This is a genomic window from Anaeromyxobacter dehalogenans 2CP-1 (assembly GCF_000022145.1).
GTDB classification, from domain to species: Bacteria; Myxococcota; Myxococcia; order Myxococcales; family Anaeromyxobacteraceae; genus Anaeromyxobacter; species Anaeromyxobacter dehalogenans.
Genome location: NC_011891.1, coordinates 1,126,159 through 1,152,731, shown reverse-complemented (window position 1 = coordinate 1,152,731; position 26,573 = coordinate 1,126,159). Strand labels below are relative to the sequence as shown.

Here is a 26,573-nt window from a genome sequence, read left to right as displayed (position 1 = left end):
GCGGCATCGAGGTCCGAAAACGGCGAGCGCCGCGGCCGGACCGCGGCCATGATGCCGCGCATGCCCCGCCCCGCCCCGCCGCCCGCGATCCCCGGCCTCGACGCCGGCGCCTGCTGGCGCGCCCACGTCGCCCGCGACGCGCGGTTCGACGGCCGCTTCTTCACCGCGGTGCTCTCCACCGGGATCTTCTGCCGCCCGATCTGCCGGGCGCGCACGCCGCGCCGGGAGCACTGCGCGTTCTACCCGAGCGCCGCCGCCGCGCAGGCGGCCGGTTTCCGGCCGTGCCTGCGCTGCCGGCCGGAGCTCGCGCCCGGCGTGGCCGGCTGGCGGGGCACCGCGAACACGGTGGCGCGCGCGCTCGCGCTCATCTCGGCGGGCGCCTGGGGCGAGCGCGACGACGTGGAGGCGCTCGCCGAGCGCGTCGGCGTCGGCGGCCGGCAGCTCCGCCGCCTGTTCGCCCGGCACGTGGGCGCGCCGCCGGTCCGGATCGCGCAGGCGCAGCGCGTGCTGCTGGCCCGGCGGCTGCTCGCCGACACCACCCTGCCGCTCGCCGACGTGGCCTCCGCGGCGGGCTTCGGGAGCGTGCGTCGCTTCAACGAGGCGGTGCGGCGCACGTTCCGGCGTCCGCCGGGCGCGCTGCGGCGCGGCGCGTCCGCCCCGCCGCCGGACGGCGCGATCGCGATCGCGCTGCCGCACACCGCGCCGTACGACTGGCCGGCGCTGCTCGGGTTCCTGGGCGCGCGCGCGATCCCGGGCGTCGAGCAGGTGTCGGACGGCGCGTACCGCCGCACCGTGGCGCTCGACGGCGCCGCGGGCACGGTCGAGGTCCGGCCCGATCCGCGGGGCCGCGGCCTGGTCGCGACGTTGCGGCTGCCGGGGGTGGCGGCGATCGCGCCCGCGGTGGAGCGCCTGCGGCGGCTGCTCGACCTCGACGCGGACGCCCGGGCGATCGGCGCGCACCTCTCGGGCGATCCGCTGCTCGCGCCGCTCGTCGCGGCGCGGCCCGGGCTGCGCGTGCCGGGCGCGTGGGAGCCGTTCGAGCTGGTGGTGCGCGCGGTGCTCGGGCAGCAGGTGAGCGTCGCCGCGGCCCGCACGCTGGCGGGCCGCCTCGCGGCGCGGCTCGGCGCCCCGGTGGACTCCGGCGACCCCGCGCTGTCGCGGCTGTTCCCCGGCCCGGAGGCGCTCGCCGGCGCCGACCTGGAGGGGCTCGGGCTGACCCGCGCCCGCGCCGCCACGCTCGCCGCGATCGGCGCCGCGGTGCGAGACGACCCGTCCCTGCTCGCGCCGGGCGGCGAGCTGGAGGACGCGGTGGCGCGCCTCGACGCGCTGCCCGGCATCGGGCGCTGGACCGCGCAGTACGTGGCGATGCGGGCGCTGCACCAGCCGGACGCGTTCCCGGAGGGCGACCTCGGCCTGCTCGCCGCGCTCGGCGGCCTGCGCGGCCGCGGGCGGGCGGCGCCCGGGGAGCTGCTGCGACGCGCCGAGCGCTGGCGCCCGTGGCGGGCGTACGCGGCGCTGCACCTGTGGACGAGCCTGCGGCCCCGCGCACGCGCGGCGCCCGGCGCACGGAAGAAGGGGAGGCGGTCATGACGCTCGAGCACGTGGTGGTGGAGTCGCCCATCGGCCCGGTGCACCTCGTCTCGGACGGGCGCGCGCTCTGCGCGCTCGACCTGGGGGACACGCCGCTGCTGCGCCCGGCGCTGGCGCGGCGCTTCGGCCCCGACCTCGCGCTGCGCGCGGGCCGCGACCCGCTCGGCCTGGCGTCCCGCGCGCGCGCCTGGTTCGCGGGCGACCTCGGCGCGCTGGACGGGCTCCCGCTCGATCCGGGGGGCACGCCGTTCCAGCGGCAGGTCTGGGCCGAGCTGCGCCGCATCCCGGCCGGCGAGACCCGCAGCTACGGCGCGCTCGCGGCCGCGCTGGGGCGGCCGGGCGCGGCGCGGGCGGTGGGCCTCGCGAACGGGCGGAACCCGATCGCGATCGCCATCCCCTGCCACCGCGTCATCGGGGCGGACGGGAGCCTGACCGGCTACGCCGGCGGCCTCGACCGGAAGCGCTGGCTGCTGGCGCACGAGCGCGCCGCGCTGGACGGCGCCGCCCTCCGCGCGCCCACCGGCCTCGCTCAGGACCCCGGCGCGGTGGGCGGCGAGAACAGGGCCGCGATGGCGCGGGCCACGGTCCGCCAGAGCGCCCGCACGACATAGAGCAGCGCGGTGAGCAGCACGAGCGCCGCCGCGAGCGCGATCCAGGGGTGCGCCCAGATCGCCCAGGCGAGCGCCGCCACCACCCCGAGCTCGCCGGTGGTCGCGGCCGCGTTCGTCACCGGCTCGGGCGACGTGTCGATGGTGGCGCGGAGCCCGAGCTTGGTCGCGTGCGTGGCGAGGCCGAGCGCGCCGCCGAGCAGCGCGGCGACGACCGCGAGGCGCGGCTCGCCCCAGGTGGCGAGGACCGCCAGCGCCGCGGCCGCGAACGGCCGGATCGCGGTGTGGATCGCCTCCCAGGCGGTGGCGATCCCGGGCACGAGCATCGCGAGCGCCTCGACGAGCGCGAGCGCGCCCGCCGTCCCGAACACCCACGGGTCCGTCAGCAGACCGAGCGCGCCCGGCAGCGGTCCGATCCAGCCGAGGTGGCCCGCGAGCCCCACGAACGCGGCGGCCGCGTACGCGCTGATCCCCGACGCGAACGCGAGGCCGAGCGCCTGCGCCAGGGCGGTGAGCGGCTCCACGCGGGGAGCCTAACCGAACCGGCGGTGCGCGTGCGGGGCCACCCGACGACCCACCAGGAGGCGCCCGTCTGCCGGCCCGTCCCACGCTCGATGGACGTGCCGGGCGCGCCAGCAGGGGCCACCCTCAGAGGCGGGGGGCAGCACCGGCCAGGGCGCGAGGTTGCGGGCCGCCGTCCGGGGCTATACGAGTCGAGCGCACATGGCGGACCACGAAACCATCGTCGTCGTGGACGACGACCCCGACCTCCGCGAGACGCTGGGCGAGCTGCTCGAGGAGGAGGGCTACGAGCCGCGCCTGTTCGAGAACGGGCGCGAGGCGCTCGACTACCTGCGGCACGGCGGCGACCCGAGCCTGATCCTCCTCGACCTCATGATGCCGGAGATGAACGGCTGGCAGTTCCGGGAGGCGCAGCTCCGCGACGACCGGCTCCGCGACATCCCGGTGGTGGTGATGACCGCGAGCCGGGGGCTCGACGGCGCGCCGCTCACCGCCCGCGAGATCCTCTACAAGCCCATCGGCCTGGGCGAGCTCATCGACGCGGTCGAGCGCAACGCGCGGTGAACCGCGCGCCCGGGCCGGCGCGTGGTAGAACCGCGCGCCATGCCCGAGGTCGGCCTCGCCCAGCTCGCCCCGCTCACCGCCGTCGCCCTGCTCGCCGGCGTGGTGGACGCGATCGCCGGGGGCGGCGGCCTGCTCACGCTCCCGGCGCTGCTCTGGACCGGGCTGCCGCCGCACCTCGCGCTCGGGACGAACAAGGGCCAGTCGGTGTTCGGCTCCTTCGCGGCGCTGGTGCGGTTCTCGCGCGCCGGGATGGTGGACGGGCGGCGCGCGCGGGTCACGTTCCCGCTCGGCCTCGCCGGCTCGCTGGCCGGCGCCGGGCTGGTGCTGCTCGTGCCCCCGGCCACGCTGCGGCCGGTCGTCCTGGCGCTGCTCGCGTTCGCCGCGCTGTTCGTGGGGCTCCGCCGCGGGCCACCCGCCCGCCCGGAGGGCGCGCGCCGAGAGGGGACGCCGCTCGTCGCCGGGGCGATCGCGCTCGCGATCGGCGCCTACGACGGCTTCTTCGGCCCGGGCACCGGCACGTTCCTCATCGTCGCGTTCGTGGCGCTGCTCGGCGACGGGCTGGCGCGCGCCTCGGCGGGCGCGAAGGTGGTGAACTTCGCGTCCAACCTGGCGGCGGTGGCGTTGTTCTCGATCAAGGGCGTGGTGGTCTGGCGCATCGCGGTGCCCATGGCCGCCGCCCAGCTCGCCGGCGGGTGGATCGGCGCGCACCTCGCGGTCCGGCGCGGCGACGCGCTGGTCCGGCGCACCGCGGTCCTGGTGACGCTCGCCCTGGCCGTCAAGCTGGCGTGGGACATGCGGTCCTGACGCGCCGCGCCCTGGGCCGCGCGGCCGGCGGCGAGGTGCCCGGCACGGGTGCAAAGGCGCGCCCCCCGCTGGTACACTGGCGCGCCGCACCGCCCTGCTCGAGAGGAGAGCCCTGCCGATGAGCCGCATCGTCTCCGCCGAGGAGGCCGTCTCCGTCGTCAAGTCCGGCCACCGGGTGTTCCTGCACAGCGTCGCCGCGGCGCCGCGCCGGCTCATCGAGGCGCTCACCGCGCGGGCGCCCGAGCTGAGCGTCGTCGAGATCGTCTCGATCCACACCGAGGGGGACGCGCCGTACGCCGCGCCCGAGATGGCCCGGCACTTCCGCGTGAACGCGCTGTTCGTCGGGCCGAACGTGCGCAAGGCGATCGAGGAGGGGCGCGGCGACTACCTGCCGGTGTTCCTCTCCGAGGTGCCGCAGCTCTTCCGCTCCGGGATCCTGCCGCTCGACGTGGCGCTGGTGCACGTCTCGCCGCCGGACCGCCACGGCTTCTGCTCGCTGGGCGTGTCGGTGGACGTCACCCGCGCCGCGGTGCAGACCGCCCGGACCGTGATCGCGCAGGTGAACCCGCGCATGCCGCGCACCCACGGCGACGGCCTCATCCACGTGGACGCGATCGACTACATGGTCGAGGTGGACGAGCCCATCCACGAGGCGCCGGTGCGGGCGCTCACCGACGTGGAGCGCGCCATCGGCCGGCACTGCGCCGAGCTGGTGGACGACGGCGCCTGCCTGCAGCTCGGCATCGGGGCGATCCCGCAGGCCACCCTGGCGTCGCTCGGCGACCACCACCGGCTCGGCATCCACACCGAGATGATCTCCGACGGCGTGGTGGACCTGGTGGAGAAGGGCGTCATCACCGGCGAGCTGAAGCGCGTGCACCCGGGCAAGATCGTGGCCGGCTTCGCGCACGGCACCCGCCGGCTCTACGACTTCCTGGACGACAACCCGCTCGTCGCGATGCTCGACATCGCCTACGTGAACGACACCGCGGTGATCCGCCGCAACCCCAAGGTCACCGCCATCAACAGCGCCATCGAGGTGGACCTCACCGGCCAGGTGTGCGCCGACTCGGTGGGCGAGCGGCAGGTGTCCGGCGTGGGCGGCCAGATGGACTTCATCCGCGGCGCGGCGCTCTCCGACGGCGGCAAGCCCATCATCGCGCTGCCCTCCACGAACGCGGCCGGCGAGTCGCGCATCGTCCCGGTGCTGCGCCCGGGCGCGGGCGTCGTCACCACCCGCGCGCACGTCCACTTCGTGGTCACCGAGCACGGCATCGCCGACCTGTTCGGCAAGAACCTGCGCCAGCGCGCAGCCGCGCTCATCGCGGTGGCGCACCCGAAGCATCGCGACGTCCTCACCGCCGAGGCGCGCCGCCGGTTCGGATCCTGGTAGCCGGGCCGCCGCGCCGCGCTAGCCGGCGAGCCACTCGCGCACGCGCGCGTAGACGCCCGGGTCGCAGAGCAGGTCGAGGTGGCCCACCCCGGGCGCGATGGCGCGGCCCGCCGGACCGAACGCGAGGGTGCGCCGGGGATCCCGGTGGCGGCCCAGCGCGCTGGCGAGCGGGACCAGCCCGTCGCCCAGGAGGTCGGCCGCGGCGCCCCGCCCGCGCGCGGTCGTCCCTGCGACCGCGAGGCACCGGACGCCGGGCGGCAGCGGCACCGGCCGGCGCCGGTCCGGCGATCGCGCGAAGCGGTCCCGGCCCTGCCAGTCCTCGTCGAGCACGTTGCCGTGGCGCAGGTCGGTGATCCCGGCGCTGCGGATCCGCCCGAGGCGCGCGAGCGGCGCGGTGTACGGGCTGACGCCCAGCACGACGTCGATCCAGTTGCCGCCGCGCTCCAGCGCGGCGCCGTGGTGCGGGGTGCCGAGGAACACCGCGCTCCGCAGCCGCCGCGGCCAGGCGTGCCCCGCGGCCGCCCCCTGGTGCCAGGCGCTCCGCACGACGAGCCCGCCGAGGCTGTGGCCGAGCAGGCTCAGCTCCTCGAGCGGCATCGGCCAGGCGCGCACCAGCGCCTCCAGGACCTCGTCCAGCCCCCGCCCGCTGGTCGAGACGTGCAGCCCGCTGTTGTAGTGCAGGTACAGCGGCGTGTAGCCGAGATCGCGCGCGAGCGCGGCGCCGTGATCGTGGCCGCGGCGCCGCCAGCGCAGGTGGTTCGTGCACAGGCCGTGGACGAGCACCACCACCTTCCCGGTCGCACCCGGGATCGCCTCGCGCAGCGCGCGCGGCTCGAGCGCGACCGGCCGGCCGCCGGACCGGAGCTGCATCGGGATCGCGAGCGGGTTGCGGGAGGCGACGAGGTGATCGCCGAGCACGCCGTTCAGCGCCGCCAGGACCGCCTCGCGCCGGGGCGAGCTGGCCTGCCCGGTCCGGCCGGCGGCCCGCGAGAGCGCCGCGTCGTAGCCCTCCCCCACGATCCGGGTGACGCCCCGGACCGCGCCATACACCAGGCCGGTGAGGCCGCGGGTGCGCGCGCTCGGCGGCGCGTCGAGGAACCACGGGCCGCGCGCGATGTTGTGGTGCATGCCCTCGACGACGGCGGTCACCCCGAGCGTCGCGTCGAACGCGAGCCGGCCCCATCCCCGCAGATCCGTGACGTCGACGCGCGTCCTCATCGCGACGCAGCATGCCGCAGCGCGTGGTTCCGGCCAACCCGGCGTCCCGCCTACCGCCCGCGCTCCCGATCCTTCGCCGGCTCGGGGGCCTCGCGCTCGCGCTCGACGCCCTCCTCCTCGCCCGTGCCGAAGTAGCCGTCGTCATAGGGCTCCCGCGTCGGCGGGAGATCGGTGCGCGGCGCCTTGCTCGGGTCCTTGCGTGGCTGATCCTTGGGCTCGCCCTTCATGGTTCCTCCCCTCCCCGCAAGCTGGGGCTATCACCAGCCGAGGTGAACCCCGTCCTCGCCGGCGCGCGTTGCCGCCGCCGGCCGGGGGATGGAACGTTCGTCCGGAGGCATCCCGATGGCGAGGGCGATCTGGAGCGGCGCGCTGACCTTCGGCCTGGTGAACATCCCGGTGAAGCTCTACACCGCGGTGCACCAGAAGGAGGTGCGGTTCCACATGCTGCACGACGCGGACGGCGCCCGCATCCAGCTGCGCCGCTTCTGCTCGACAGAGGAGAAGGAGGTCCCCTACGAGCACATCGTGAAGGGGTACGAGGTGTCGCCCGGCCGCTACGTGACGGTGACGCGCGAGGAGCTGGAGGCGTTCGACCCGAAGGCCACGCGCACGGTGGAGATCCACGACTTCGTGGAGCTCTCCGAGATCGACCCGGCGTTCTTCGAGGCGAGCTACTACCTCGTGCCCGACCGCAGCGCGGCGAAGGCGTACCGGCTGCTCGGCGACGCCATGCGCAAGGCGGGCAAGGTCGCGATCGCCACCGCGGTGCTGCGCACGCGCGAGTCGCTCTGCTGCGTGCGCCCGGCGGCCGGCGGCGCGCTGGCGCTCTCCACCATGAACCGCGCCGACGAGATCGACTCGCCGGGCTCGCTGGAGCTGCCGGAGGCGGGCGAGCCGTCCTCGCGCGAGCTGCAGATGGCGGAGCAGCTCGTCGCGTCGCTCTCCGGGCCGTTCGAGCCCGAGCGCTACCCGGACCTGCGTCGCGAGCGCGTCCTCGAGCTCATCGAGCGCAAGGCCGAGGGCCAGACCATCGAGGCGCCCGCCGCCGAGCCGGCCGGCGCCGAGGTGGTGAGCCTCGCCGACGCGCTCTCCGCCAGCCTCGCGGCGGCCCGCCGGCGGGGAGCCGAGCCCGAGGCGCCGGCGCGAGGCGAGCGACGCCACGCGCCCGCGGCCGCGGCCCGGACCACCGGCCGGCCCCGCGCCGCGCGCGCGTCGCGCAAGAAGCGCGGGTGATCCGTGGCGCGCGCGCAGCAGGGCGTGGAGGTCGAGGTGGAGGGGCGGCGGATCCAGCTGCGCAACCTCGACAAGGTCTTCTACCCCGAGGCCGGCTTCACCAAGGGTGAGGTGGTGGACTACTACCGCCGCGTCGCCCCCGTGCTCCTGCCGCACCTGCGGGATCGGCCGCTCACGCTGAAGCGCTACCCGGAGGGCGTGGACGGGCCGCACTTCTACGAGAAGCGCTGTCCGCGCCACCGCCCGGACTGGTTCCGGACCGAGGCGATCTGGAGCGAGGGCAACCAGGACTACATCGACTACTGCGTGGTGGACGACCTGTCCTCGCTGGTGTGGCTCGCCAGCATCGCCGACCTGGAGCTCCACCCCTCGCTGTCGCGGGTGGACGACGTGGAGCGGCCCACCGCGCTCGTGTTCGACCTCGACCCGGGCCCGCCCGCCGAGCTGCTCGCCTGCTGCGAGGTGGCGCTGCTGCTGCGGCGGCTGCTCGCCGCGCTGGGCCTGGAGGCGTTCCCGAAGAGCTCCGGCTCGAAGGGCATGCAGCTGTACGTGCCGCTCTCCGGCGCCACCTACGCGGACACGAAGCCGTTCGCGCACGCCGTCGCCCGCGTGCTGGAGCGCCGCCACCCGCAGCTCGTGGTCGAGCGCATGGCGAAGGCGCTCCGCGGCGGCAAGGTGCTGGTGGACTGGAGCCAGAACGACCCGCACAAGACCACCGTCTGCGTCTACTCGCTCCGGGCGCGGCCGCGCCCCACCGTCTCCACCCCGCTCCGCTGGGCAGAGGTGGAGAAGGCCGTGCGGACCCGCGACGCGGGCGGGCTGGTGTTCGAGGCAGGCGCGGTGCTCCGGCGGGTCGAGCGCGTGGGGGACCTGTTCGCCCCGGTGCTGACGCTGCGCCAGCGCCTGCCCGCCCCGGCGGAGCTCGAGCGGGCGGCCGGCGCGTGAGCCCCATCGGCGGCGCCTGCGGGCGCCCCGGCCGCGGCGGCGGCACGCCTGCGGCGCGTGGCGCGCCCTGCGCCGCGGTCGCACCTTGTCCTCGGCGCGCGCACTCACCGCGCCGGGGGGAGAGAGAGCCATGACCGCGCAGCACCGGCCCGGCCGGCCCACGCATGTCCCGCCCGTGCACCCGGGCGGCGCGACCGAAGCGGTGCGCCAGCTGCCGACGCGCGATCTCGTGACGGAGCTGGCGCGCAAGGCCAGCGCGCTCGCCCGCAAGGAGGTCGAGCTCGCCAAGGCGGAGCTCCGGGCCGACCTGCGCGCCGAGGCGAAGATGGCGAGCGGGCTGGGCGTGGCGGGCCTGTGCGGGATCTTCACCGTGCAGCTCCTGCTCACCGCGGTGGTGCTGGCGCTCATGGAGGCGGGCGTGCTGCCGGGCTGGGCGGCGGCGCTGGTGGTCGCCGCGGTGGTGCTGGCCGTCGGGACCGCGGCCGGCCTGTGGGGCTGGGGGCGCCGCGTGCGCAAGCCGCTCGACACGACCCGCCGGTCGCTGCAGGACGGCGTCCGCTGGGCGAAGGAGCAGGTGGCATGACGCCGGACGCCGACGGGCAGGTGCGCCGCGTGTCGGGGGAGATCGACGCGCTGCGCGGGGAGCTGGGGATGCTGGTCGGCGAGCTGGACCGCCGCCGGAGCGAGCTGTTCGACCTCGGCCTGCAGGCGCGGCGCCACCCGGTGGCGGCGGCGATCGCGGCGAGCGCCGCGGCGCTGGTGGTCGGCGGCCTGATCGCGCTCGCGGTGCGCGCCCGCTCGGAGCGGCGGCGCCCGGCGGTGCGGGCCCGCGACGCCCGGCGCGCGCTGGCGCGGCTGCTCGATCACCCGCACCGCGTGGCCGCCGAGCCGAGCGTGCTGCGCAAGGCGGCCGCCGCGGCGGCGAGCACGCTGGCCGTGGCGCTGGTGCGCCGCGCGGTGGTGGACCGCTACCTGCGCCCGCCTCCGGCGCGCGCTGCGCCCGCCGCGGCCCGCGCCCGCTGAGGCGGGGCCGCGGCGCACGGGCGCGGCGGCGCGTCTACGGGAGCGCCGCCGCGCTGCTCACTGGACCCGGTCCTGGATCTCGTGCGCGCCCGCGTGGTGGGCGCAGTGCGCGCAGCAGAACATCCGCCCCCCCGCCTCCGTGCCGTGCCCGATCACCCTGCACCCGCAGTGCGCGCAGCGCGGCGCGAGCGCCTGGATGGCGCACTCGAAGCTGTCGAACACGTGCCGCTTCCCGCTCGCCGTGATCTCGAACACCTTGTCGTACTCGTTCCCGCAGACCTCGCAGCTCCCCGTCATCGCGCTTCCTCCCGGCCGGTCGCCCCGGCCTCCGCCCACCCTCGGCCGGCGCCGCGGCGGAGCCGCCGCCCGGCCCCTACCGCCGCCCACGCGGCCGCGAGCGCCAGCTCGCCCGCGCCGTCCAGCAGGTACACCGGCGCGATCCGGCGGCGCCTCCCCGCATACCAGAGCTCGACCGCCGCGATGCCCGCCGCGCTCGCGAGCGCGAGCAGCCGGACCTCGGGCGTGATCCGGCGCCGTGCGCCGGCGGCGAGGAGCGTCGCGCCGATCGTGCCGATCAGCACGCCCACCGTCCGGACCAGCCAGGGCTCGAGCTTCGGCCCGGTGACCGCCACGAAGCTCGGCATGTGGACGAGCGGCCACGCGCCGGTGGCCGCGTAGAACGCGCCCTGGCCCAGCGCGAGCGGGCGCTCCCAGGAGCGCCCCGCCTCCCCGCCCCCGATCTGACGCGCCGCGAGCACGTCCACGAGGATGGCCACGGCCCGGCGCCGGTGCCGCGCCGCCCTCGCGCGCCCGCCCCGCCCGCGCCCGCCGGCCGGGCGCCGGCCCCGCGCGCCGCGAGCGCACGCCCCGGCGGACGGACCGGGGCCCTCCGGCCGCGCGCCACCGCGGGCGTCCGGACGCACCAGGGGTCCATGCCTAGGTTCGCGGGTACGAGGAGGACGACATGGCACGCGTGGAGAAGAGCATCGAGATCGACCGCCCCGTGCGGACGGTCTACGACCAGTGGACGCAGTTCGAGGAGTTCCCGCGCTTCATGGAGGGCGTCGAGGCGGTGCACCAGCTCGACGAGCGGACGCTGCACTGGGTCGCGAAGATCGCCGGGAAGCGCGAGGAGTGGGAGGCCGAGATCGTGCAGCAGATGCCCGACCAGCAGATCGCCTGGCGCCACACCCGCGGCGCGGTGAACCGCGGCGTGGTGACGTTCACGCCCATCGACGACGGGCACTGCCGCGTGACGCTCGCGCTCGAGTACGACCCGCAGGGCTTCGTGGAGAAGGCGGGGGACATCCTCGGCGTGGTGTCGCGGCGCGTGGAGGGCGACCTCGAGCGCTTCAAGCGCTACATCGAGGAGCGGGGCGTCGAGTCCGGCGGCTGGCGCGGCGAGATCCGCCCCGGCGAGCCGCACCACGATCCCATGCGCTGATCACCAGACCGCGCGGTGGTCCTCCACCACCCCGGGCAGCCCGGCGACGGCCAGCGCACCGCCGCCGGGCGCGGGGAGCACCCCCTCGAACGTCCCCGCCACCTGCGCGAAGCGCGTCCGCACCACGCCGCGCGCGACGTCCTCGCGGTGGACCGCCTCCGGCCGGAACGCGAGGCGCACGGCGCCGCCGGCGCTCTCCACGCGCCACGGCGCGAGCGGTCGCGCCGGGTCGAACGCGAACGCGACCGCCGGCAGCGCCAGCGGCCCGTCGCCGGCGAGCAGCGCGTTCTCCGCGGCGTCGCCGGGCGGCAGGCCGAAGCCGGCGCACAGGTTGAAGCCGAGCGCCGCGCCGTCCGCGGCGAAGCCGGTGCCGAAGGCCCAGCGCCAGTCGGTGCGGCGGGCGAGCAGCCCGGCCGTGAAGTCGGCGCCGCCGGCGCCGCCGTCGAGCGGCAGGCTCCGGCCGCCCAGGCGCACCGCGCCGCGCGCCGCCATCCCGGCCCGCTTCTCGGTGAGCCGCGGCCCGGCGCCGGGCACCGGCGCGATCACGGTGAGCGGACCGGGCGCGCCGGCGGCGTCGAGCGAGAGGTCCAGCGCGAGCCCCCCGCGGCCGGCGCCCTCCACCCGCAGCGCACCGGGCGCGCCGGTGACGCGGAGCTCCAGGCCGCCCCCGCGCCAGGTGGCGCCGCCCCACGGGCGCTCCTCCACCCGCGCGTTCACCCCGGGGAGGCCCGAGCCGCGCCGCTCCGCCAGCATCCGCCCGGCGGTGCGGTCCAGCACCCACAGGAACGCGCCGGCGAACCACCCCGCCTCGACCACCGCCAGCCCGAGCGCGGCCCGTTCACCCGCCGCGAACACGTAGACCCAGCGCTTCGCGCGCGCCAGGTGCGCGACCGCGCCGGCGAGACCGGGCGGCGCGAGCGGCCGCAGCGCCGCGGAGGCGACGGTGCCGTGGTAGGCGCCGAGGCACGGCGTCCCTGCGGCGTCGAGGATGGCGGCCGGCGCGGCGGGGAGCGGGCGGGGCGCGAGGTCCACGCCGCGAGCGTACCGCCGGGCGCGGCGCGCCGGGGCGGCCCGGGCGGACGCGCCCCAACGCGTGCGCGCGCCGGGGCGGCGCAGCCGCTAGGCCGCGGAGCCCTCGTGGATCGCGAGGGCCGGCACCTTCGCGCGGAGCGCCGGCGCGTCGGCCTCGCCGGTCACCCGGACCACGCGATGCGAGGCGGGGTCGGCCAGGACCTTCTTCACCAGCGCCTGGTTCATGGCGTGGCCGCTCTTCACCGCGACGAGCGCGCCCACCACCGGGAGCCCGAACAGCGCCAGGTCGCCGATCGCGTCGAGCACCTTGTGCCGCGCGAACTCGTCCGGGAAGCGCAGCCCCTCGGGGTTCAGGATCGAGAACTCGTCCACCACGATGGCGTTCTCGAGGCTGCCGCCCCTGGCCAGCCCCATCGCCTGCATCTTCTCGATGTCGCGCCGGAAGCAGAACGTGCGCGCGCGGGCCACCTCGCGCTCGAAGGCGCGCTCGCCCAGCTTCACCTGGAACGACTGGTCGGTGATGAGCGGGTGGCCGAAGTCCGCGGTGAAGGAGACCGAGAAGCCCTCCGCGGGCTCGAGGCGCGCCAGCTTGTCGCCGTCGCGGATCTCGACGGCCTGGTCGACGACCAGGTAGCGCTTGCCGGCGGGCTGCACCTTCACGCCGGCCTCCTGCACGAGGCAGGTGAACGGCGCGGCGGAGCCGTCCAGGATCGGGATCTCCGGGCCGTCCACCTCGACGCGGCAGTTGTCGATGCCCATGCCGTGCAGCGCGGCCATGACGTGCTCGACCGTGGCCACGCGGGCGCTGCCGCGGCCGAGCGAGGTCGAGAGCATCGTGTCGACCACGTGCTCGTTGCGCGCGGGGATCTCGACGCCGAGGTCCATGCGGACGAACGTGATGCCGGCGTCGGCCGGGGCGGGCGCGAGCGTCAGGGTCGCGGGCCGGCCGGAGTGGAGGCCCACCCCCGTGCAGGAGACCCGCTTCGCGACCGTTCGCTGATTCCAGGAAGCCATGTCCAAGTCCGTTCTGGGCGCGTCGCCCGGGCGGCCCCCTTCCGAGCAATCGACGTGCCAATCAACCCGATTTCCGGGCACTTCATGGGTCCGCGGCACTGCCGCTAACCCCTCGTTCCTACCGAGCCTTTTCGCCCCACCCTCCCGCGGCCGGGTCAGTCCGCTCCGCGAGGGTGTCGGAACCCCGTCCTCCGGGCGACACCGCCACGACACGGATGTCAGAGCGGACGATCGGGTCACCGGGTGGGCGGGCGGCCTTATAGCATTGCCGGCCGAGGCGAGCCCACGTGATCCCGCTCAGCGACGACGTCCCCACCGAACGCACACCGGCGGTCACCCTGCTCTTCATCGCGGCGAACGTGCTCGCGTTCCTGTGGCAGGTGGACGTGCTCGCCCTGCCCGACGCGCTCGCCTCCGGCCGCCTCATGGAGTACGTGGGCGCGCGCCTGGGCGACACCGCGCTCCGCGGCGGGGTGGTGCCGTTCGAGATCCTGACGTTCTCCGACGTCTACCCGCGCGATCTCGTGCCGCCGCCGCTCACCGTCCTCACCGCCATGTTCCTGCACGGGGGGCTGGTCCACGTCGGCTCCAACATGCTGTTCCTGTGGATCTTCGGGAACAACGTGGAGGACGCGCTGGGACGCGGGCGCTTCGTGCTGTTCTACCTGGCGTGCGGCGTGGTGGCCGCGGTGGTCCAGGTGGTCGCCTCGGCGGCCACCGGCGATCTCGAGGTCCCGATGGTGGGCGCGAGCGGCGCCATCGCCGGCGTGCTGGCCGCCTACATGGTGCTGTTCCCCCGGGCCCGGGTGACCACGCTCGTCATCATCGTGATCTTCATCCGGATCATCCCGGTGCCGGCCGCGTTCTTCATCGGCCTGTGGTTCCTGCTGCAGGTCCTCTCCATCTTCTTCGGCGGCAACACCGGCGTGGCGCTGTTCGCGCACGTGGGCGGGTTCGTGGCGGGATGGCTGCTGGTGCGGCTCATGGGGCGGCGCCCGACCTGGCGCGCGCGCCGGGTGAGCTGGTAGCCGCGGGGGCCGCGATCAGACCAGCGAGCCCTGCTTGCCACCGGGGCGGTCGCGCCCGAGGTGCGCGTACGCGGCGGGCAGCGCCACCCGCCCGCGCGGCGTGCGCGCCAGGTACCCCTCGCGCACCAGGAACGGCTCGTACACGTCCTCGAGCGTGCCCGACTCCTCGCCCACCGCGGCGGCCACCGCGTCGATGCCCACCGGCCCGCCGCCGAACGTGTCGATGACCGCCGCCAGAATGCGGCGGTCCATCGCGTCGAGGCCGCGGGCGTCCACCTCCAGGCGGCGCAGCGTGCGGTCCACCACCTCGCGCGTGAGCCGCCCATCCCCCTCCACCTGCGCGAAGTCGCGGGCGCGCTGCAGCAGGCGGATGGCGATGCGCGGGGTGCCGCGGGCGCGGCGCGCCAGCTCCTCGGCGCCGTCCTCGTCCACCGGCAGCCCCAGCTTGCGCGCGGCCCGCACCGCGATCTCCTTCAGCTCGGCCGGGCCGTAGTACTCGAGCCGCTCCTGGATGGGGAAGCGGTCGCGGAGCGGGCTCGCGAGCAGGCCGGTGCGGGTGGTGGCCCCGACCAGCGTGAATCGCTCCAGCTTCATCTCCATGGTCTGGGCGCCGAGGCCTGCGCCGAGCACCACGTCGAAGCGGTAGTCCTCCATGGCCGGGTAGAGCGCCTCCTCCACGGCCGGCGAGAGCCGGTGGATCTCGTCGATGAAGAGGATGTCGCGCGGGGCGAGCGCGGTGAGCAGGCCGGCCAGGTCGCCCTTCTTCACCAGCGCCGGGCCGCTCGTCACGTGCAGGGTGACGCCCAGCTCGCGCGCCAGGATGTGGGCGAGCGAGGTCTTGCCCAGGCCGGGCGGGCCGGAGAGCAGCACGTGGTCGAGCGACTCGCCGCGCTGGCGGGCGGCGGCGGCGTACACCTTCACGTTGTCGACGATCTTCACCTGGCCGACGTAGTCGTCGAAGGTGGCCGGGCGGAGCGACTGCTCCAGGCGCTCCTCGCCCTCGAGCGGCTTCGGGGTCACGTCGCGGAGCGGCTTCACGGTCATGGTCGCTCCCTACCCGCGCAGCAGCTTCAGCGCCTCGCGCAGCAGCTCGTCGAGCGGCCGGCCCTCGGCCGAGTCGCGCAGCGCCTCCGCCACGCCCTCCGCCTGCGGCGGCCGGTAGCCGAGGTTGAGCAGCGCGGTCCGGAGCTGCTCGAGCACGTCCGCCTCCGCGCCGGCGCGGGCGGGCCCGGCAGCGCGCGCCAGCGCGACCAGCTTCTCCTTCAGCTCCAGCACCAGCCGCTCGGCGGTCTTCTTCCCGATGCCCTGGACCTTGGTGAGCCGGGCGACGTCGCCCTGCGCCACCGCCTGCGCCAGCTCGCGCGCCTCGATGCCGGAGAGGATGTTCTGCGCCGCGCGCGGCCCCACCCCCTTCACGTCGATGAGGGCGCGGAACACCGCCTCCTCGTCCTCGGTCGCGAAGCCGTACAGGTCGAGCGCGTCCTCGCGGACGTGGGTGTAGACGCGGAGCGCGGCGGGCTCGCCCGGCGGCGGGAGCGAGGCCAGCGAGAGCTGCGAGAGGTGCACGAGGTAGCCGACCCCGCCCACGTCCACGATGGCGTGGTCGTCGCGCTTCTCGGCGATCCGCCCGGCCAGGCGCGCGATCACGGGGTCCCCCGGTGGTCGCGGCGCGAGGGGCGGAGCCGGGCCGCGGCCGCGCGCGCCGCGGCGGCGCGGCCGGCGCCGGCCGCCGGCACCGCGAAGGCGCGCCGGGCGAGGTGGCACACGGCGATGGCGAGCGCGTCGGCCTCGTCGGAGAGGCCGGGCGCCGCGCCGAGGAGCATGCGGGCGGTGCGGAGCATCTGGTCCTTGCCGGCGCGCCCGTTGCCGGTGAAGGCGAGCTTCACCTCGGACGGCGCGTACTCGAAGACGGGGAGCCCGGCGCGCGCGGCGGCGGCGAGCGCGACGCCGCGCGCCTGCCCGAGCACCAGCGCCGAGCGCGGCGAGGCGCCGGAGAAGACCGACTCGACCGACGCCTCCAGCGGGCGGGCCCGGGCGATGAGCGCGTCGAGGCCGTCGAGGATGCGCCCCAGCCGCTGGGCCATGGGCAGGTCGCCCGGGACGAGCACCCCGGACTCGACCACCGTCAGCCTGGCCCCCTCCCGCGCGACGACCCCGTAGCCGCAGCGGCGGGAGCCGGGGTCGATGCCGAGCACGATCACGCGGGCACCGTAGCACAGCCTGAACCGGCGTCCAGCGCCCGGCGCGCGGGTCGCGCGACCGCCCGGCTCAGCTCGCGGCGGGCGGGAACATCGTCGGGTGCTCGGCGAGCACCACCTTGCGCAGCCGCGGTAGCGCGAGGTGGAACGCGACGCTGGCGGCGAGCACGACCACGGCGGAGACGCCGAGCGTCCGCGGCACGCCGGCCCGGTGGGCCACGAACCCGGCCGCGAGCGCGCCGAACGGCGTCACGCCGATGAACAGCATCGAGAACACGCCCATGACCCGCCCGCGCATCTCCGGCGGCGCGAGCCCCTGGAGCAGCGTCATGGTGCCGGCGGTCTGGGTGACGAAGCCGAAGCCGGTGACGAGCAGCGCGATGGCGCTGAGCGCCGGGTGGCGCGACAGCGACAGCCCCAGCACGCCCAGGCCGAGCAGCGTCGCGCCGAGCGCCACGATCCGGCCGAGGCCGCGCAGGCTGCGGCGCACCAGCAGCCGGACCGCGCCCGCCAGCGCGCCGATGCCGGCGGCCGCGAGGAGCGCGCCGTACAGCGAGGCGCCGCCGTGCAGCACGTCGGCGGCGAGGGCGGGCAGCAGCGTCTGGTACGGCATGGCGAAGAAGCTCGAGACCGCGAGCAGCGCGAGCAGCGCGCGCACGTGCGCGGTCCGGCCGGCGTAGGCGATCCCCTCGAGCAGGTGGGCGCGGTGCCCGAGCGCGGGCGGCGGCTGCGGCGGCGGCCGCATCACCCAGAGCGCGGCGTAGGTCCCCAGGAACGAGAGCGCGTTCAGGCCGAAGCACACGCCCTCGCCGAGCGCCGCCACCAGCACGCCGGCCAGCGCCGGGCCCACCGCGCGCGCGGCGTTCACGATCGACGAGTTGAGCGCGATCGCGTTGGGCATGTCCCTGCCGGCGATGTCGGCGAGCAGCGCCTGGCGGGCCGGGATCTCGAACGCGTAGGTGAGGCCCAGCATGGCGGCGAGCACCATCACGTGCCAGGGCTGCACCGCCCCGGCGAGCGTGAGCGCCGCGAGCAGCACCGACTGCACGATGGCGTTGCTCTGGGTGAGCAGCACCATGCGCCGGCGCGGGTAGCGGTCGGCGAGCGAGCCCGCCCAGACGCTGAACAGGAACACCGGCACCTGGCCGAGGAAGTTGACCAGGCCGAGCATCTGGGACGAGCGGGTGAGCCGCCACACCAGCCACGCCTGGGCGACGGACTGCATCCAGTTGCCGGCCAGCGACACGGTCTGGCCGGCGAAGAACAGCCGCAGGTCGCGCTGGCGGAGCGAGCGGAGGGCGTTCGGCCAGCGCATCGCGGCTCGAGCGCTACAGCTGGATCTGCGCGCCCATCTCCACCACGCGGTTGGGTGGCAGGCCGAAGAACGCGCTCGCGGTCTGCGCGTTGCGGGCCATCACGATGAACAGCCGCTTGCGCCAGGTCGGGATGGTCGACGGGCCGTTCGCGAGCAGCGTCTCGCGCCCGAGGAAGTACGTCGTCTCCATGGGGACGATGGTGAGGCGCGGCCCGGCCAGCTCGCGGCGGGGGAGCGAGTCGAGCAGCGCCGGCACGTCCGGCGTCTCCATGAAGCCGTAGTGCGCGATCACCTGGAAGAAGCCGCTGCCCAGCTCGCGCGCGTTCACCCGCTCCGGCTCGTTCACGAACGGGATCTCGTGCGCCAGGATGGAGACCAGGACCACGCGCTCGTGCAGCACCTTGTTGTGCTTCAGGTGGTGGAGCAGCACCGGCGGGACGCCGCCGGGGTTGGAGGTCATGAACACCGCCGTCCCGGCCACGCGCTGGACCTTGCGCCGCGCCACGTCGGCCATGAACAGGTCGAGCGGGAGCCCGGCGTCCTTCAGCATGAGCGCGAGCGCGTCGCGGCCGCGCTTCCAGGTGGACATGAGCGTGAACACCAGCGCCGCCGCCGCGATGGGGAACCAGCCGCCGTCGCGGAACTTGACCACGTTCGCGAGGAAGAACGCCGCGTCCACGGTGAGGAACAGGACCGTGAGCGGCCAGGCCTTCCAGCGCGCCCAGCCCCACCGGTCGCGCATCACCCGGTGGAACAGGAGCGTGGTGACGATCATCGTCCCGGTGACGGCGATGCCGTACGCAGAGGCGAGGCGCGAGGAGGTCTGGAACCCGAGCACCAGCGCCAGGCAGGCGGTGCCGAGCATCCAGTTCACCTCGGGCAGGTAGATCTGCCCGATCTCGCGCTGCGAGGTGTGGCGGATGGTGACGCGCGGCGAGTAGCCGAGCTGGATGGCCTGCTGGGTGAGCGAGTACGCGCCGGAGATGAGGGCCTGCGACGCCACGATGGCCGCGGCGGTGGCGATGGCGATGGTGGGGTAGAGCGCCCACTCCGGCGCGAGCAGGTAGAACGGGTTGCGGGCGGCGCCGGGGTCGTGGAGCAGCAGCGCCCCCTGCCCCAGGTAGTTGAGGAGCAGCGCCGGCATGGCGAGGCCCAGCCACGCCACGCGGATGGGGCGCTTCCCGAAGTGGCCCATGTCCGCGTACAGCGCCTCGCCGCCGGTGATGACCAGCACCACGCCGCCCAGCACCAGGAAGCCGTGCCAGCCGTTCCGCGCGAAGAAGGAGAGCCCGTGGGTGGGCAGGAGCGCGCGCAGGATGGTGGGGTCGTGGAGGATGCCGCGCACGCCCAGCACCGCGATGGTCGCGAACCAGACCAGCATGACCGGGCCGAACACCGCGCCGACCTTGGCGGTGCCCTGCTTCTGGAACAGGAACAGGAACACCAGGATCACCACGGTGGCCGGCACCACCGCCCGCTCCATGGCCGGCGCCGCGACGGCGACGCCCTCCACCGCGCCCAGCACCGAGATGGCGGGCGTGATGATGCCGTCGCCGTACAGCAGCGCGGCGCCGAACAGGCCCAGCATGAGCAGCATGCGCCGGCCGAGGCGCGTGGTCTCGGTCTTCCCCACCAGCGCCATGAGCGCGAGGATCCCGCCCTCCCCGCGGTTGTCCGCGCGCATGACGAACGACATGTACTTGAACGTCACCACGAACGTCATCGCCCAGAACACGAGCGACAGGACGCCGAGCACGTTCGCGTCGGTGGGCCGGACCCCGTGCGGCCCCCCGAAGCACTCCTTCAGCGAGTAGAGCGGGCTCGTCCCGATGTCCCCGTAGACGACCCCGAGCGCGCCGACCGCGAGCGCCGCGAGCGCCTTCCCGCTGGGGGGCGGGCGGTGCCCGGGCAGCGAGAAGCCGGCGGTGGGCGACGGGGCGGGCGTGGCGCTGGGGCCGGCCGGAACGGCGGCGGAGGAGGGCGCGGCGCCGGTTGACGCGGGGTCGTTGGGTGAGGGGATCTGGGACATCCGGAGGAAAGGAGGGCGCGAAGTAAGCAGATTGGAACCCGGCCGTCGAGCCCCAAACCCGCTCGCAGGGCGAACCCTGCAGACGGAGGCTGGAATTCGACCAGCCCCAGACTGGCCCGCCCGAACGGGGCACCTCGCGGAGCCGCGGCCGTGCGCCCGGAGACCGGCACGGCGGGCCGGCGGCGGCGCCCGTGCAGCCCTCCCGCACCTCGGGTATGTTGCGCGCCCCCATGTCCCCGCCGCCGCACGTCCTTCGCACGGAGCTCCGCGCGCTCCTCCGGCTCGCCCTGCCGCTCTCGCTCGCGCACGGCGGCCAGGCGCTGATGGGCGTGGTGGACGCCGCCATCGTGGGACGCGCGGGCGCGGTGCCGCTCGCCGGCACCGGCCTCGGCGCCTCGCTGTTCTTCGCGGTGGCGGTGCTCGGCATGGGGATCATGCACGGGCTCGACCCGCTCATCTCGCAGGCCATCGGCGCGGGCGACGAGCGGCGCGCCCGGCGCATGCTGTGGCAGGCGGCGTGGCTGGCGGCGTTCCTCGCCGCCGCGTTCACCATCCCCATCGCGCTCCTCCCGGCGGTGCTGGTGCCGCTCGGCATCTCGCCCGACGTCGCGGCGCAGGCGGCGCCGTACATCTGGTGGCGGCTCCCCGGCCTGTTCTTCTTCCTCTATTACTTCGGCGCGCGCGCCTACCTGCAGGCGCACGGCCTGGGCCGGCCCATGGTCGTGGCGACGGTGGGCGCGAACCTCCTGAACGTGCCCGCCGACCTGCTGCTCGTGTTCGGCGGCGCGTCGCTGCCGGCGTGGACCGGGCCGCTCCGGCTGGTGCCGGCGCTGGGCGCGGCCGGCGCCGCCATCGCCACCAGCCTGTGCATCGCGCTCCAGGCCCTGGTCCTCGTGCGCGCCACGCGCGCCGTGCCGCTCGCGGGTCCGCGGCCGGCGGGGCTGGCGCGGCCGGACCGCGCCGCGCTCGGGACCGCGGTGCGGGTGGGCGGGCCGGTCGGGCTGCACATGTTCGCCGAGGTGGGCTTCTTCTCGCTGGTGAGCTTCCTCGCCGGCCGGCTCGGCGCCGAGGCGCTCGGGGCGCACCAGATCGCGCTGTCGGTGGCGAGCCTCACGTTCACCATGGCGGTGGGCCTCGGCGACGCGGGCAGCGTGCGGGTGGGGCTCGCGGTGGGCGCGCACGATCGCGCCGGCGCCCGCCGCGCCGGGCTGTGCGCGTTCGCGGGCGGGGCGTCGATCATGCTCGTCCCCGCGCTCGCCTTCACCTTCGCGCCCGGCGTCATCGGCCGGCTCATGACCGACGATCCGGGCGTGCTCGCGCTGGCGGTCCCGCTGCTGCGCGTGGCCGCGATCTTCCAGCTCTCCGACGGGCTCCAGGCGGTCGGGGCCGGCGTGCTGCGCGGCGCGGGCGAGACCCGCTTCACGTTCGCCGCGAACCTCGCCGGCCACTGGCTGATCGGGCTGCCCGCGACGCTGCTGCTCGGCTTCACCCTCGGTCACGGGGTGGTCGGGCTGTGGGGCGGCTTCTGCTTCGGCCTCACCGCGGTCGCGATCGCGCTCCTCGGCAGGTTCCTGCGGGTCTCCGCGCGCGGCATCGTGCCGCTCGCCGAGCGCGCCGCCGCGTAGCGGCGCCCCGGCGTCCCGCCCGCCCCGGCCGGCGCGCGTTGCTATCCTGCGGGGCGATGCGGCTCGCGCTGCCCCAGCCCTACGAGGACCTCGGCCACGTCGCCGACGTGGGCGTGCGGGCGCGCGGCGCCACCGCGGAGGAGGCGCTCGCGCGGCTGGCGCTCGCGCTGGGCGCGCTGCTCGCGGGGGGCGGCCCGGCGCCGGTCGAGGGCGCGGAGGAGCGGCTCGCGGTGCGCGGCGGGCCCGGGCTGGCCGGGACCGCGGTGGCGCTGCTGCGCGAGCTGCTCTGGCGCTTCGCCACGGCCCGGCGCATCCCGGCCGCGATCGAGGTCACGGCCTGCACCGAGGACGCCGCCGAGGCGGTGGTCGGCTGGGCGCGCTGGGACCCGGCGCTGCACGCCGAGGGCGCGGACGTGAAGGCGGTCACCTGGCACGCGGCGCGGCTCGAGCCGGAGGGCGGCGGCTGGGTGGCGCAGGCGGTGCTGGACATCTGACGGATGGGGCGGGGGACGCGATGACGACGGCGCGCCAGGGCGAGCACGTGCCGCTGCGGCGGATCGAGGGCGACCTCTGGGAGATCCCGCGGCACGGCGGGATGAAGGTGCCCGGGCGCGTCTACTCCCCGGGGCCGCCGGCCCCGGACGATCCGGCCCTGCAGCAGGTGGCGAACGTGGCCCACCTGCCGGGGATCCTGCGCTGGTCGCTGGCCATGCCCGACGTCCACTGGGGATACGGGTTCCCCCTCGGCGGCGTGGCGGCGGTGGACGCGGAGCACGGCGCCGTGTCGCCGGGCGGGGTGGGCTACGACATCAACTGCGGCGTGCGCGTGGTCACCACCAGGCTCGACGCGGAGGCGCTCCGGCCGCGGCTCCACGCGCTCGCCGCCCGGATCTACCGCGACGTCCCCACCGGCGTGGGCGCGAGCGCCGCGATCCCGAGGCTGACCTCGCGGGAGCTGGACGAGGTGCTGGCGGAGGGGGCGCGCTGGGCGGTGGCGCGCGGCTTCCGCGCCGCGGCGGACGACGCCGATCGCTGCGAGGAGGGCGGGCGGCTCGCCGGCGCGGATCCCGCCGCGGTCAGCGCGCGGGCCCGCGAGCGCGGCAGCGACCAGCTCGGCACGCTCGGCAGCGGCAATCACTTTCTCGAGCTGGACCGGGTCGCCCGGATCCACGACGACGCCGCCGCCGAGGCGTTCGGGCTGTTCCCCGGGCAGCTCGTCGTCCAGATCCACTCCGGCTCGCGCGGCCTCGGCTACCAGGTGTGCGACGAGGCGCTCGCGGAGCTGGCGCCGCGGCTGGCGTCCTACGGCCCGGACTACGCCGCCCTGCCCGACCGGCAGCTCGCCTGCGCCCCCGTCGGCAGTCCGGAGGGGCGCCGCTACCTCGCGGCCATGCAGGCGGCGGCGAACTTCGCCTGGGCCAACCGCCAGGTGATGACCGGCCTGGCGGTGCGGGCGCTGCTCGAGACGCTCGGCGTCTCCGACCGCGAGCTGGGCGCGCGGCTCCTGTACGACGTCTGCCACAACGTGGCCAAGCTCGAGGACCACCTGGTGGACGGCGGCGTGCGGCGGGTGCTCGTCCACCGCAAGGGCGCCACCCGCGCGTTCGGCCCCGGCGATCCGCGCGTCCCGGCGCCGTACCGCGACGTCGGCCAGCCGGTGCTCATCCCCGGGGACATGGGCCGGTACTCCTACGTCCTCGCCGGGACCGAGAAGGCCATGCGCGACACGTTCGGCAGCTCGTGCCACGGCGCGGGGCGCCTCCTCTCGCGCGGCGAGGCGCTGCGACGCGCCCGGGGGCGCTCCATCGCGCGGGAGCTGGCCGATCGCGGCATCGAGGTCCTCGCGCGGGGGCGCAAGACCCTCGGCGAGGAGATGAGCGAGGCGTACAAGGACGTGGCCCAGGTGGTGGCCGTGATGGACGGGGCGGGCATCTCCCGGCTGGTGGCGCGGCTCGACCCGCTCGCGGTGGTCAAGGGCTGAGGACCGTCGGGCGGACCCGCTTCGCCGGGCCGCCGCGCGTGCCTAGCTTGGGAGCATGGGCGACGCGGGCGATCCGCCCCGGCAACCACGTCCGAGGCTCGAGCTGCTGCGGGGCGGGCGCGCCGGCGCGGAGCCGGACGGCCCGCCGCGGCTGTCCCGCGAGGCGCTGCGGGTCATCCCGGGCGGCCCGGCGGGCGACCTCCAGGCGGCCATCGAGGAGACCGTCCAGGCCGCGCGCCAGATGCGCCGCGAGATCGAGGAGCGCATCGCGCGGGCCCTGGACGAGCTGTTCTGAGGGTGCGCAGCCCCGAGCGGCGCCTTTCGCGGAGCGTGCTCCCCGCGTAGACCCCTCCGCCGGAGGGACGCCCGAATGCACCGGAGCCGGTTGGTGGGCATCGTCATCGATTGCCAGGACGGGGACGTGGACCGCGCGGCGGCGTTCTGGAGCGCCGCCCTGGGACGGCCGCTCCGGCCGCCCGACCCCGACAGCCCGAGCTACCGCGAGCTGGAGGACGCCGGCGGCGAGCCGGTCGTGCTCGTCCAGCGCGTGGATCACCCGAGCCGCGTGCACCTCGACATCGAATCGGACGACCTCGAGGCCGAGGTGAGGCGGCTCGAGGCGCTCGGCGCGAAGCGCATCGGGTTCGTGCATCGCTGGTGGGTGATGGAGGCGCCGACCGGACAGCGCTTCTGCGTGGTCAACCCGCAGCGCGGGCCGATCGCCGGCAAGGGCCGGGCCTGGCCCTGACGGCGGAGCGCGCCCGCGCGCGTGAATCGCACCCCCGCGCCGGTTAAGCCCCGGGCATGCTCGAACCCCTCCCCGGCGCCGCCCCGTTCCCCGACGACCTCGCGCGCCGGCTCGCCGACGCGGTCCGCGCGGGCGCCGCGGCCGGCCACGGCGGCGCCGCGCCGCGCTTCACCAACCGGCTGGCGCTGGAGCGGAGCCCGTACCTGCTCCAGCACGCGCACAACCCGGTGAGCTGGTGGGCCTGGGGCGACGAGGCGTTCGAGGAGGCGCGGCGGACCGGCCGCCCGGTGTTCCTGTCGGTCGGCTACTCCACCTGCCACTGGTGCCACGTGATGGAGCGCGAGTCCTTCGAGGACGAGGAGATCGCGCGCGTCCTGAACGAGCGCTACGTCGCCATCAAGGTCGACCGCGAGGAGCGGCCGGACGTGGACGCGATCTACATGACCGCGGTCCAGCTCCTCACCGGCTCCGGCGGCTGGCCGATGAGCGTGTGGCTCACGCCGGACCGCGAGCCGTTCTTCGGCGGCACCTACTTCCCGCCCCGGGACGGCGTCCGCGGGCCGGCGCGCGGCTTCCTGTCGATCCTCCACGAGATCGCCGGCCTGTGGGAGCGCGACCCGGACCGGATCCGCTCGGCCACCGGCGCGCTCGTCGAGGCGGTGCGCACCGCGCTGGCGCCGGCCGGACCCGCCGCGGCCCAGGTGCCCGGGCCGGAGCCGATCGAGCACGCGGTGGCGCTCCTCGAGCGGAGCTTCGACGAGCGGCACGGCGGCCTGCGGCGCGCGCCCAAGTTCCCGTCGAACGTCCCGGTCCGGCTGCTGCTCCGGCACCACCGCCGCACCGGCGAGGCGCGGTCGCTCCGCATGGCCACCGTCACGCTGGAGCGGATGGCGGCGGGCGGCCTGCACGACCAGGTGGGCGGCGGGTTCCACCGCTACTCGACCGACGCCGAGTGGCTGGTGCCGCACTTCGAGAAGATGCTCTACGACAACGCGCTGCTGGCGCTCGCGTACGCCGAGGCCTGGCAGGTCACCGGCCGGCGCGACTTCGCGCGCGTGACCCGGCAGACGCTCGACTATCTCCTGCGCGAGCTGACGTCGCCGGAGGGTGGCCTCTACTCCGCCACCGACGCCGACTCGGAGGGCGAGGAGGGGCGGTTCTTCACCTGGACCGAGGCCGAGCTCCGCGAGGCGCTGGGCGACCGGGCCGAGGCGTTCCTCCGGTTCCACGGGGTGCGCCCGGAGGGGAACTTCGAGGGGCGGAGCGTGCTGCACGTCCCCGCGCCGGACGAGGACGCGTGGGAGGCGCTCGCCCCGGATCGCGCCGCGCTGTACGCGCTCCGCGAGCGGCGGCCCCGGCCGCTCCGGGACGAGAAGATCCTGGCCGGCTGGAACGGGCTGGCCATCTCGGCGCTCGCGTTCGGCGGGCGGGCGCTGGCCGAGCCGCGCTGGGTGGACGCGGCGGCGCGCGCGGCCGACTTCGTGCTGACGCGCCTGGTGAAGGACGGGCGGCTGCAGCGGAGCTGGCTCGCCGGCCGCGCCGGCGTGCCGGCCTACCTCGAGGATCACGCGTTCCTGGTGCAGGGGCTGCTCGACCTGCACGAGGCGACGTTCGACCCGCGCTGGCTCGCGGCGGCGGCGGAGCTGGCCGGCGCCCAGGACCGGCTGTTCGGAGATCCCGAGGGCGGCGGCTGGTTCCAGTCCGCCACCGACCACGAGCGCCTGCTCGCGCGGGAGAAGCCGACGCACGACGGCGCCGAGCCGTCCGGCGCGTCGGTGGCGGCGCTGAACGCGCTGCGGCTCGAGGCGTTCACGTCCGATCCCCGCTGGCGCCGCGCCGCCGACGGCGCGCTGCGGCACCACGCGCGCACGCTGGCCGAGCAGCCGCTGGCCATGTCCGAGCTCCTGCTCGCGCTCGACTACGCGAGCGACGCGGTGCGCGAGGTGGTGCTGATCTGGCCGGAGGGCGGCGACCCCGGGCCGTTCGTGGACGTGCTGCGGCGGACGTTCCTGCCCAGCCGCGCCCTGACCGGCGCGCCCGAGGGCGAGGGGCTCGCCCGGCTCGGCGAGGTGGCGGCCATCGCCGCCGGCAAGGCGGCCGCCGGCGGCCGCGCCACCGCGTACGTGTGCGAGCGCGGCGCCTGCCGGCTGCCCGCGATCGCGCCCGAGAAGCTGGCCGCGCAGGTCGCGCCGGTGCGGCCCTACCACCCCTGAGATCTCCGCGTCCATCCGTTAAAACGGAACCGCTGGACAGTCGTCC

The 26,573-nt window shown here is 76.3% G+C and carries 29 protein-coding genes; 17 read left to right on the top strand and 12 right to left on the bottom strand.

The window, feature by feature from the left end:
- The first annotated feature begins 48 nt into the window (after positions 1-48).
- Positions 49-1,590 carry an AlkA N-terminal domain-containing protein gene (locus tag A2CP1_RS05120; protein WP_012632374.1) on the top strand — a complete coding sequence of 514 codons (1,542 nt, stop codon included), beginning with the start codon at positions 49-51 and terminating at the stop codon, positions 1,588-1,590.
- Entirely contained in the window at positions 1,587-2,201 is a 615-nt protein-coding gene (locus tag A2CP1_RS05115; protein WP_012632373.1) for a methylated-DNA--[protein]-cysteine S-methyltransferase, read from the top strand. Before A2CP1_RS05120 ends, A2CP1_RS05115 begins: the two co-directional genes overlap by 4 nt.
- On the opposite strand, the gene A2CP1_RS05110 is transcribed toward A2CP1_RS05115, so the two are convergent.
- A complete protein-coding gene (locus A2CP1_RS05110) occupies positions 2,120-2,722 on the bottom strand; it encodes a DUF4126 domain-containing protein (RefSeq protein WP_012632372.1) in 603 nt (200 codons plus the stop codon). The two genes, A2CP1_RS05115 and A2CP1_RS05110, sit on opposite strands and share 82 nt — an antisense overlap.
- A gap of 199 nt (positions 2,723-2,921) precedes the next feature.
- Here A2CP1_RS05110 and A2CP1_RS05105 point away from each other — a divergent pair, with 199 nt between their 5' ends.
- From A2CP1_RS05105 to A2CP1_RS05095, 3 genes are all read left to right on the top strand, one after another.
- Entirely contained in the window at positions 2,922-3,284 is a 363-nt protein-coding gene (locus tag A2CP1_RS05105) for a response regulator (RefSeq protein ID WP_012525091.1), read from the top strand.
- 39 nt (positions 3,285-3,323) lie between these two features.
- A complete protein-coding gene (locus tag A2CP1_RS05100) occupies positions 3,324-4,088 on the top strand; it encodes a TSUP family transporter (RefSeq protein ID WP_012632371.1) in 765 nt (254 codons plus the stop codon).
- Positions 4,089-4,206: 118 nt separating this feature from the next.
- Entirely contained in the window at positions 4,207-5,481 is a 1,275-nt protein-coding gene (locus A2CP1_RS05095) for an acetyl-CoA hydrolase/transferase family protein (RefSeq protein ID WP_012632370.1), read from the top strand.
- An 18-nt stretch (positions 5,482-5,499) separates the two neighbouring features.
- Here the strand turns inward: A2CP1_RS05095 and A2CP1_RS05090 are convergent, their stop codons facing one another.
- Positions 5,500-6,699 (bottom strand): esterase/lipase family protein, encoded by a 1,200-nt coding sequence (locus tag A2CP1_RS05090; RefSeq protein WP_012632369.1) that lies wholly within the window; start codon positions 6,697-6,699, stop codon positions 5,500-5,502.
- A 50-nt stretch (positions 6,700-6,749) separates the two neighbouring features.
- Positions 6,750-6,926 carry a hypothetical protein gene (locus tag A2CP1_RS23400; protein ID WP_012632368.1) on the bottom strand — a complete coding sequence of 59 codons (177 nt, stop codon included), beginning with the start codon at positions 6,924-6,926 and terminating at the stop codon, positions 6,750-6,752.
- 115 nt (positions 6,927-7,041) lie between these two features.
- Here A2CP1_RS23400 and ku point away from each other — a divergent pair, with 115 nt between their 5' ends.
- The 4 genes from ku to A2CP1_RS05070 all read left to right on the top strand — a co-directional run bounded on the left by ku (position 7,042) and on the right by A2CP1_RS05070 (position 9,900).
- Positions 7,042-7,932, top strand: a complete 891-nt coding sequence (gene ku, locus A2CP1_RS05085; RefSeq protein WP_012632367.1) for a non-homologous end joining protein Ku — start codon at positions 7,042-7,044, stop codon at positions 7,930-7,932.
- Between the two features lie 3 nt (positions 7,933-7,935).
- Positions 7,936-8,877: a non-homologous end-joining DNA ligase gene (gene ligD, locus A2CP1_RS05080; protein WP_012632366.1), complete on the top strand. Its 942-nt coding sequence runs from the start codon at positions 7,936-7,938 to the stop codon at positions 8,875-8,877.
- A 130-nt stretch (positions 8,878-9,007) separates the two neighbouring features.
- The gene (locus A2CP1_RS05075; protein WP_012632365.1) at positions 9,008-9,460 is read left to right on the top strand and encodes a phage holin family protein; all 453 of its coding nucleotides are present in this window, start codon (positions 9,008-9,010) and stop codon (positions 9,458-9,460) included.
- Positions 9,457-9,900 carry a hypothetical protein gene (locus A2CP1_RS05070; protein ID WP_012632364.1) on the top strand — a complete coding sequence of 148 codons (444 nt, stop codon included), beginning with the start codon at positions 9,457-9,459 and terminating at the stop codon, positions 9,898-9,900. Before A2CP1_RS05075 ends, A2CP1_RS05070 begins: the two co-directional genes overlap by 4 nt.
- Positions 9,901-9,957: 57 nt before the next feature.
- Here A2CP1_RS05070 and A2CP1_RS05065 read toward each other — a convergent pair whose 3' ends face one another.
- Both A2CP1_RS05065 and A2CP1_RS05060 read right to left on the bottom strand, forming a co-directional pair.
- A complete protein-coding gene (locus A2CP1_RS05065; RefSeq protein ID WP_012525082.1) occupies positions 9,958-10,197 on the bottom strand; it encodes a hypothetical protein in 240 nt (79 codons plus the stop codon).
- Positions 10,194-10,676, bottom strand: coding sequence for a hypothetical protein (locus tag A2CP1_RS05060; RefSeq protein WP_012632363.1), 483 nt, complete (start codon positions 10,674-10,676; stop codon positions 10,194-10,196). The genes A2CP1_RS05065 and A2CP1_RS05060 overlap by 4 nt, the downstream gene beginning before the upstream one ends.
- A gap of 188 nt (positions 10,677-10,864) precedes the next feature.
- Between A2CP1_RS05060 and A2CP1_RS05055 the strand changes: the two genes are divergently transcribed.
- The gene (locus A2CP1_RS05055) at positions 10,865-11,344 is read left to right on the top strand and encodes an SRPBCC family protein (protein WP_012632362.1); all 480 of its coding nucleotides are present in this window, start codon (positions 10,865-10,867) and stop codon (positions 11,342-11,344) included.
- Here A2CP1_RS05055 and A2CP1_RS05050 read toward each other — a convergent pair whose 3' ends face one another.
- Together A2CP1_RS05050 and lpxC are read right to left on the bottom strand one after the other, a co-directional pair.
- Entirely contained in the window at positions 11,345-12,376 is a 1,032-nt protein-coding gene (locus A2CP1_RS05050) for a DUF2804 domain-containing protein (protein WP_012632361.1), read from the bottom strand.
- Between the two features lie 87 nt (positions 12,377-12,463).
- Complete coding sequence (gene lpxC / locus A2CP1_RS05045; protein ID WP_012632360.1) at positions 12,464-13,390, bottom strand: UDP-3-O-acyl-N-acetylglucosamine deacetylase; 927 nt, start codon at positions 13,388-13,390, stop codon at positions 12,464-12,466.
- A gap of 287 nt (positions 13,391-13,677) precedes the next feature.
- Here lpxC and A2CP1_RS05040 point away from each other — a divergent pair, with 287 nt between their 5' ends.
- A complete protein-coding gene (locus A2CP1_RS05040; protein ID WP_012632359.1) occupies positions 13,678-14,418 on the top strand; it encodes a rhomboid family intramembrane serine protease in 741 nt (246 codons plus the stop codon).
- A 15-nt stretch (positions 14,419-14,433) separates the two neighbouring features.
- On the opposite strand, the gene ruvB is transcribed toward A2CP1_RS05040, so the two are convergent.
- The 5 genes from ruvB to A2CP1_RS05015 all read right to left on the bottom strand — a co-directional run bounded on the left by ruvB (position 14,434) and on the right by A2CP1_RS05015 (position 19,960).
- Positions 14,434-15,462: a Holliday junction branch migration DNA helicase RuvB gene (gene ruvB / locus A2CP1_RS05035; RefSeq protein WP_012525076.1), complete on the bottom strand. Its 1,029-nt coding sequence runs from the start codon at positions 15,460-15,462 to the stop codon at positions 14,434-14,436.
- A gap of 9 nt (positions 15,463-15,471) precedes the next feature.
- Positions 15,472-16,065 carry a Holliday junction branch migration protein RuvA gene (ruvA, locus tag A2CP1_RS05030; protein ID WP_012632358.1) on the bottom strand — a complete coding sequence of 198 codons (594 nt, stop codon included), beginning with the start codon at positions 16,063-16,065 and terminating at the stop codon, positions 15,472-15,474.
- On the bottom strand, positions 16,062-16,619 hold the full coding sequence (gene ruvC / locus A2CP1_RS05025; protein ID WP_012632357.1) for a crossover junction endodeoxyribonuclease RuvC: 558 nt from the start codon (positions 16,617-16,619) through the stop codon (positions 16,062-16,064). Before ruvC ends, ruvA begins: the two co-directional genes overlap by 4 nt.
- A 67-nt stretch (positions 16,620-16,686) precedes the next feature.
- Complete coding sequence (locus A2CP1_RS05020) at positions 16,687-17,931, bottom strand: MFS transporter (protein ID WP_012632356.1); 1,245 nt, start codon at positions 17,929-17,931, stop codon at positions 16,687-16,689.
- A 13-nt stretch (positions 17,932-17,944) separates the two neighbouring features.
- The gene (locus tag A2CP1_RS05015) at positions 17,945-19,960 is read right to left on the bottom strand and encodes a potassium transporter Kup (protein WP_012632355.1); all 2,016 of its coding nucleotides are present in this window, start codon (positions 19,958-19,960) and stop codon (positions 17,945-17,947) included.
- 230 nt (positions 19,961-20,190) lie between these two features.
- Between A2CP1_RS05015 and A2CP1_RS05010 the strand changes: the two genes are divergently transcribed.
- The 6 genes from A2CP1_RS05010 to A2CP1_RS04985 all read left to right on the top strand — a co-directional run bounded on the left by A2CP1_RS05010 (position 20,191) and on the right by A2CP1_RS04985 (position 26,527).
- Entirely contained in the window at positions 20,191-21,585 is a 1,395-nt protein-coding gene (locus A2CP1_RS05010; protein WP_041450433.1) for an MATE family efflux transporter, read from the top strand.
- Between the two features lie 56 nt (positions 21,586-21,641).
- The gene (locus A2CP1_RS05005; RefSeq protein WP_012632353.1) at positions 21,642-22,079 is read left to right on the top strand and encodes an archease; all 438 of its coding nucleotides are present in this window, start codon (positions 21,642-21,644) and stop codon (positions 22,077-22,079) included.
- A 20-nt stretch (positions 22,080-22,099) separates the two neighbouring features.
- On the top strand, positions 22,100-23,566 hold the full coding sequence (locus A2CP1_RS05000; RefSeq protein WP_012632352.1) for an RtcB family protein: 1,467 nt from the start codon (positions 22,100-22,102) through the stop codon (positions 23,564-23,566).
- A 55-nt stretch (positions 23,567-23,621) separates the two neighbouring features.
- Positions 23,622-23,861: a hypothetical protein gene (locus tag A2CP1_RS04995; protein WP_012525068.1), complete on the top strand. Its 240-nt coding sequence runs from the start codon at positions 23,622-23,624 to the stop codon at positions 23,859-23,861.
- Between the two features lie 75 nt (positions 23,862-23,936).
- Positions 23,937-24,314: a VOC family protein gene (locus A2CP1_RS04990; protein ID WP_012632351.1), complete on the top strand. Its 378-nt coding sequence runs from the start codon at positions 23,937-23,939 to the stop codon at positions 24,312-24,314.
- 56 nt (positions 24,315-24,370) lie between these two features.
- Positions 24,371-26,527 (top strand): thioredoxin domain-containing protein, encoded by a 2,157-nt coding sequence (locus tag A2CP1_RS04985; protein WP_012632350.1) that lies wholly within the window; start codon positions 24,371-24,373, stop codon positions 26,525-26,527.
- The last annotated feature ends 46 nt before the right edge of the window (positions 26,528-26,573 follow it).

Excerpts from the sequence above, each read along its gene's own strand:
- A2CP1_RS05120 (WP_012632374.1), top strand. The coding sequence starts at position 49 with ATGATGCCGCGCATGCCCCGCCCCGCCCCGCCGCCCGCGATCCCCGGC.
- A2CP1_RS05115 (WP_012632373.1), top strand. The coding sequence starts at position 1,587 with ATGACGCTCGAGCACGTGGTGGTGGAGTCGCCCATCGGCCCGGTGCAC.
- A2CP1_RS05105 (WP_012525091.1), top strand. The coding sequence starts at position 2,922 with ATGGCGGACCACGAAACCATCGTCGTCGTGGACGACGACCCCGACCTC.
- A2CP1_RS05100 (WP_012632371.1), top strand. The coding sequence starts at position 3,324 with ATGCCCGAGGTCGGCCTCGCCCAGCTCGCCCCGCTCACCGCCGTCGCC.
- A2CP1_RS05095 (WP_012632370.1), top strand. The coding sequence starts at position 4,207 with ATGAGCCGCATCGTCTCCGCCGAGGAGGCCGTCTCCGTCGTCAAGTCC.
- A2CP1_RS05090 (WP_012632369.1), bottom strand. The coding sequence starts at position 6,699 with ATGAGGACGCGCGTCGACGTCACGGATCTGCGGGGATGGGGCCGGCTC.
- A2CP1_RS23400 (WP_012632368.1), bottom strand. The coding sequence starts at position 6,926 with ATGAAGGGCGAGCCCAAGGATCAGCCACGCAAGGACCCGAGCAAGGCG.
- ku (WP_012632367.1), top strand. The coding sequence starts at position 7,042 with ATGGCGAGGGCGATCTGGAGCGGCGCGCTGACCTTCGGCCTGGTGAAC.
- A2CP1_RS05075 (WP_012632365.1), top strand. The coding sequence starts at position 9,008 with ATGACCGCGCAGCACCGGCCCGGCCGGCCCACGCATGTCCCGCCCGTG.
- A2CP1_RS05070 (WP_012632364.1), top strand. The coding sequence starts at position 9,457 with ATGACGCCGGACGCCGACGGGCAGGTGCGCCGCGTGTCGGGGGAGATC.
- A2CP1_RS05065 (WP_012525082.1), bottom strand. The coding sequence starts at position 10,197 with ATGACGGGGAGCTGCGAGGTCTGCGGGAACGAGTACGACAAGGTGTTC.
- A2CP1_RS05055 (WP_012632362.1), top strand. The coding sequence starts at position 10,865 with ATGGCACGCGTGGAGAAGAGCATCGAGATCGACCGCCCCGTGCGGACG.
- lpxC (WP_012632360.1), bottom strand. The coding sequence starts at position 13,390 with ATGGCTTCCTGGAATCAGCGAACGGTCGCGAAGCGGGTCTCCTGCACG.
- ruvB (WP_012525076.1), bottom strand. The coding sequence starts at position 15,462 with ATGACCGTGAAGCCGCTCCGCGACGTGACCCCGAAGCCGCTCGAGGGC.
- A2CP1_RS05020 (WP_012632356.1), bottom strand. The coding sequence starts at position 17,931 with ATGCGCTGGCCGAACGCCCTCCGCTCGCTCCGCCAGCGCGACCTGCGG.
- A2CP1_RS05015 (WP_012632355.1), bottom strand. The coding sequence starts at position 19,960 with ATGTCCCAGATCCCCTCACCCAACGACCCCGCGTCAACCGGCGCCGCG.
- A2CP1_RS05010 (WP_041450433.1), top strand. The coding sequence starts at position 20,191 with ATGTCCCCGCCGCCGCACGTCCTTCGCACGGAGCTCCGCGCGCTCCTC.
- A2CP1_RS05005 (WP_012632353.1), top strand. The coding sequence starts at position 21,642 with ATGCGGCTCGCGCTGCCCCAGCCCTACGAGGACCTCGGCCACGTCGCC.
- A2CP1_RS05000 (WP_012632352.1), top strand. The coding sequence starts at position 22,100 with ATGACGACGGCGCGCCAGGGCGAGCACGTGCCGCTGCGGCGGATCGAG.
- A2CP1_RS04995 (WP_012525068.1), top strand. The coding sequence starts at position 23,622 with ATGGGCGACGCGGGCGATCCGCCCCGGCAACCACGTCCGAGGCTCGAG.
- A2CP1_RS04990 (WP_012632351.1), top strand. The coding sequence starts at position 23,937 with ATGCACCGGAGCCGGTTGGTGGGCATCGTCATCGATTGCCAGGACGGG.
- A2CP1_RS04985 (WP_012632350.1), top strand. The coding sequence starts at position 24,371 with ATGCTCGAACCCCTCCCCGGCGCCGCCCCGTTCCCCGACGACCTCGCG.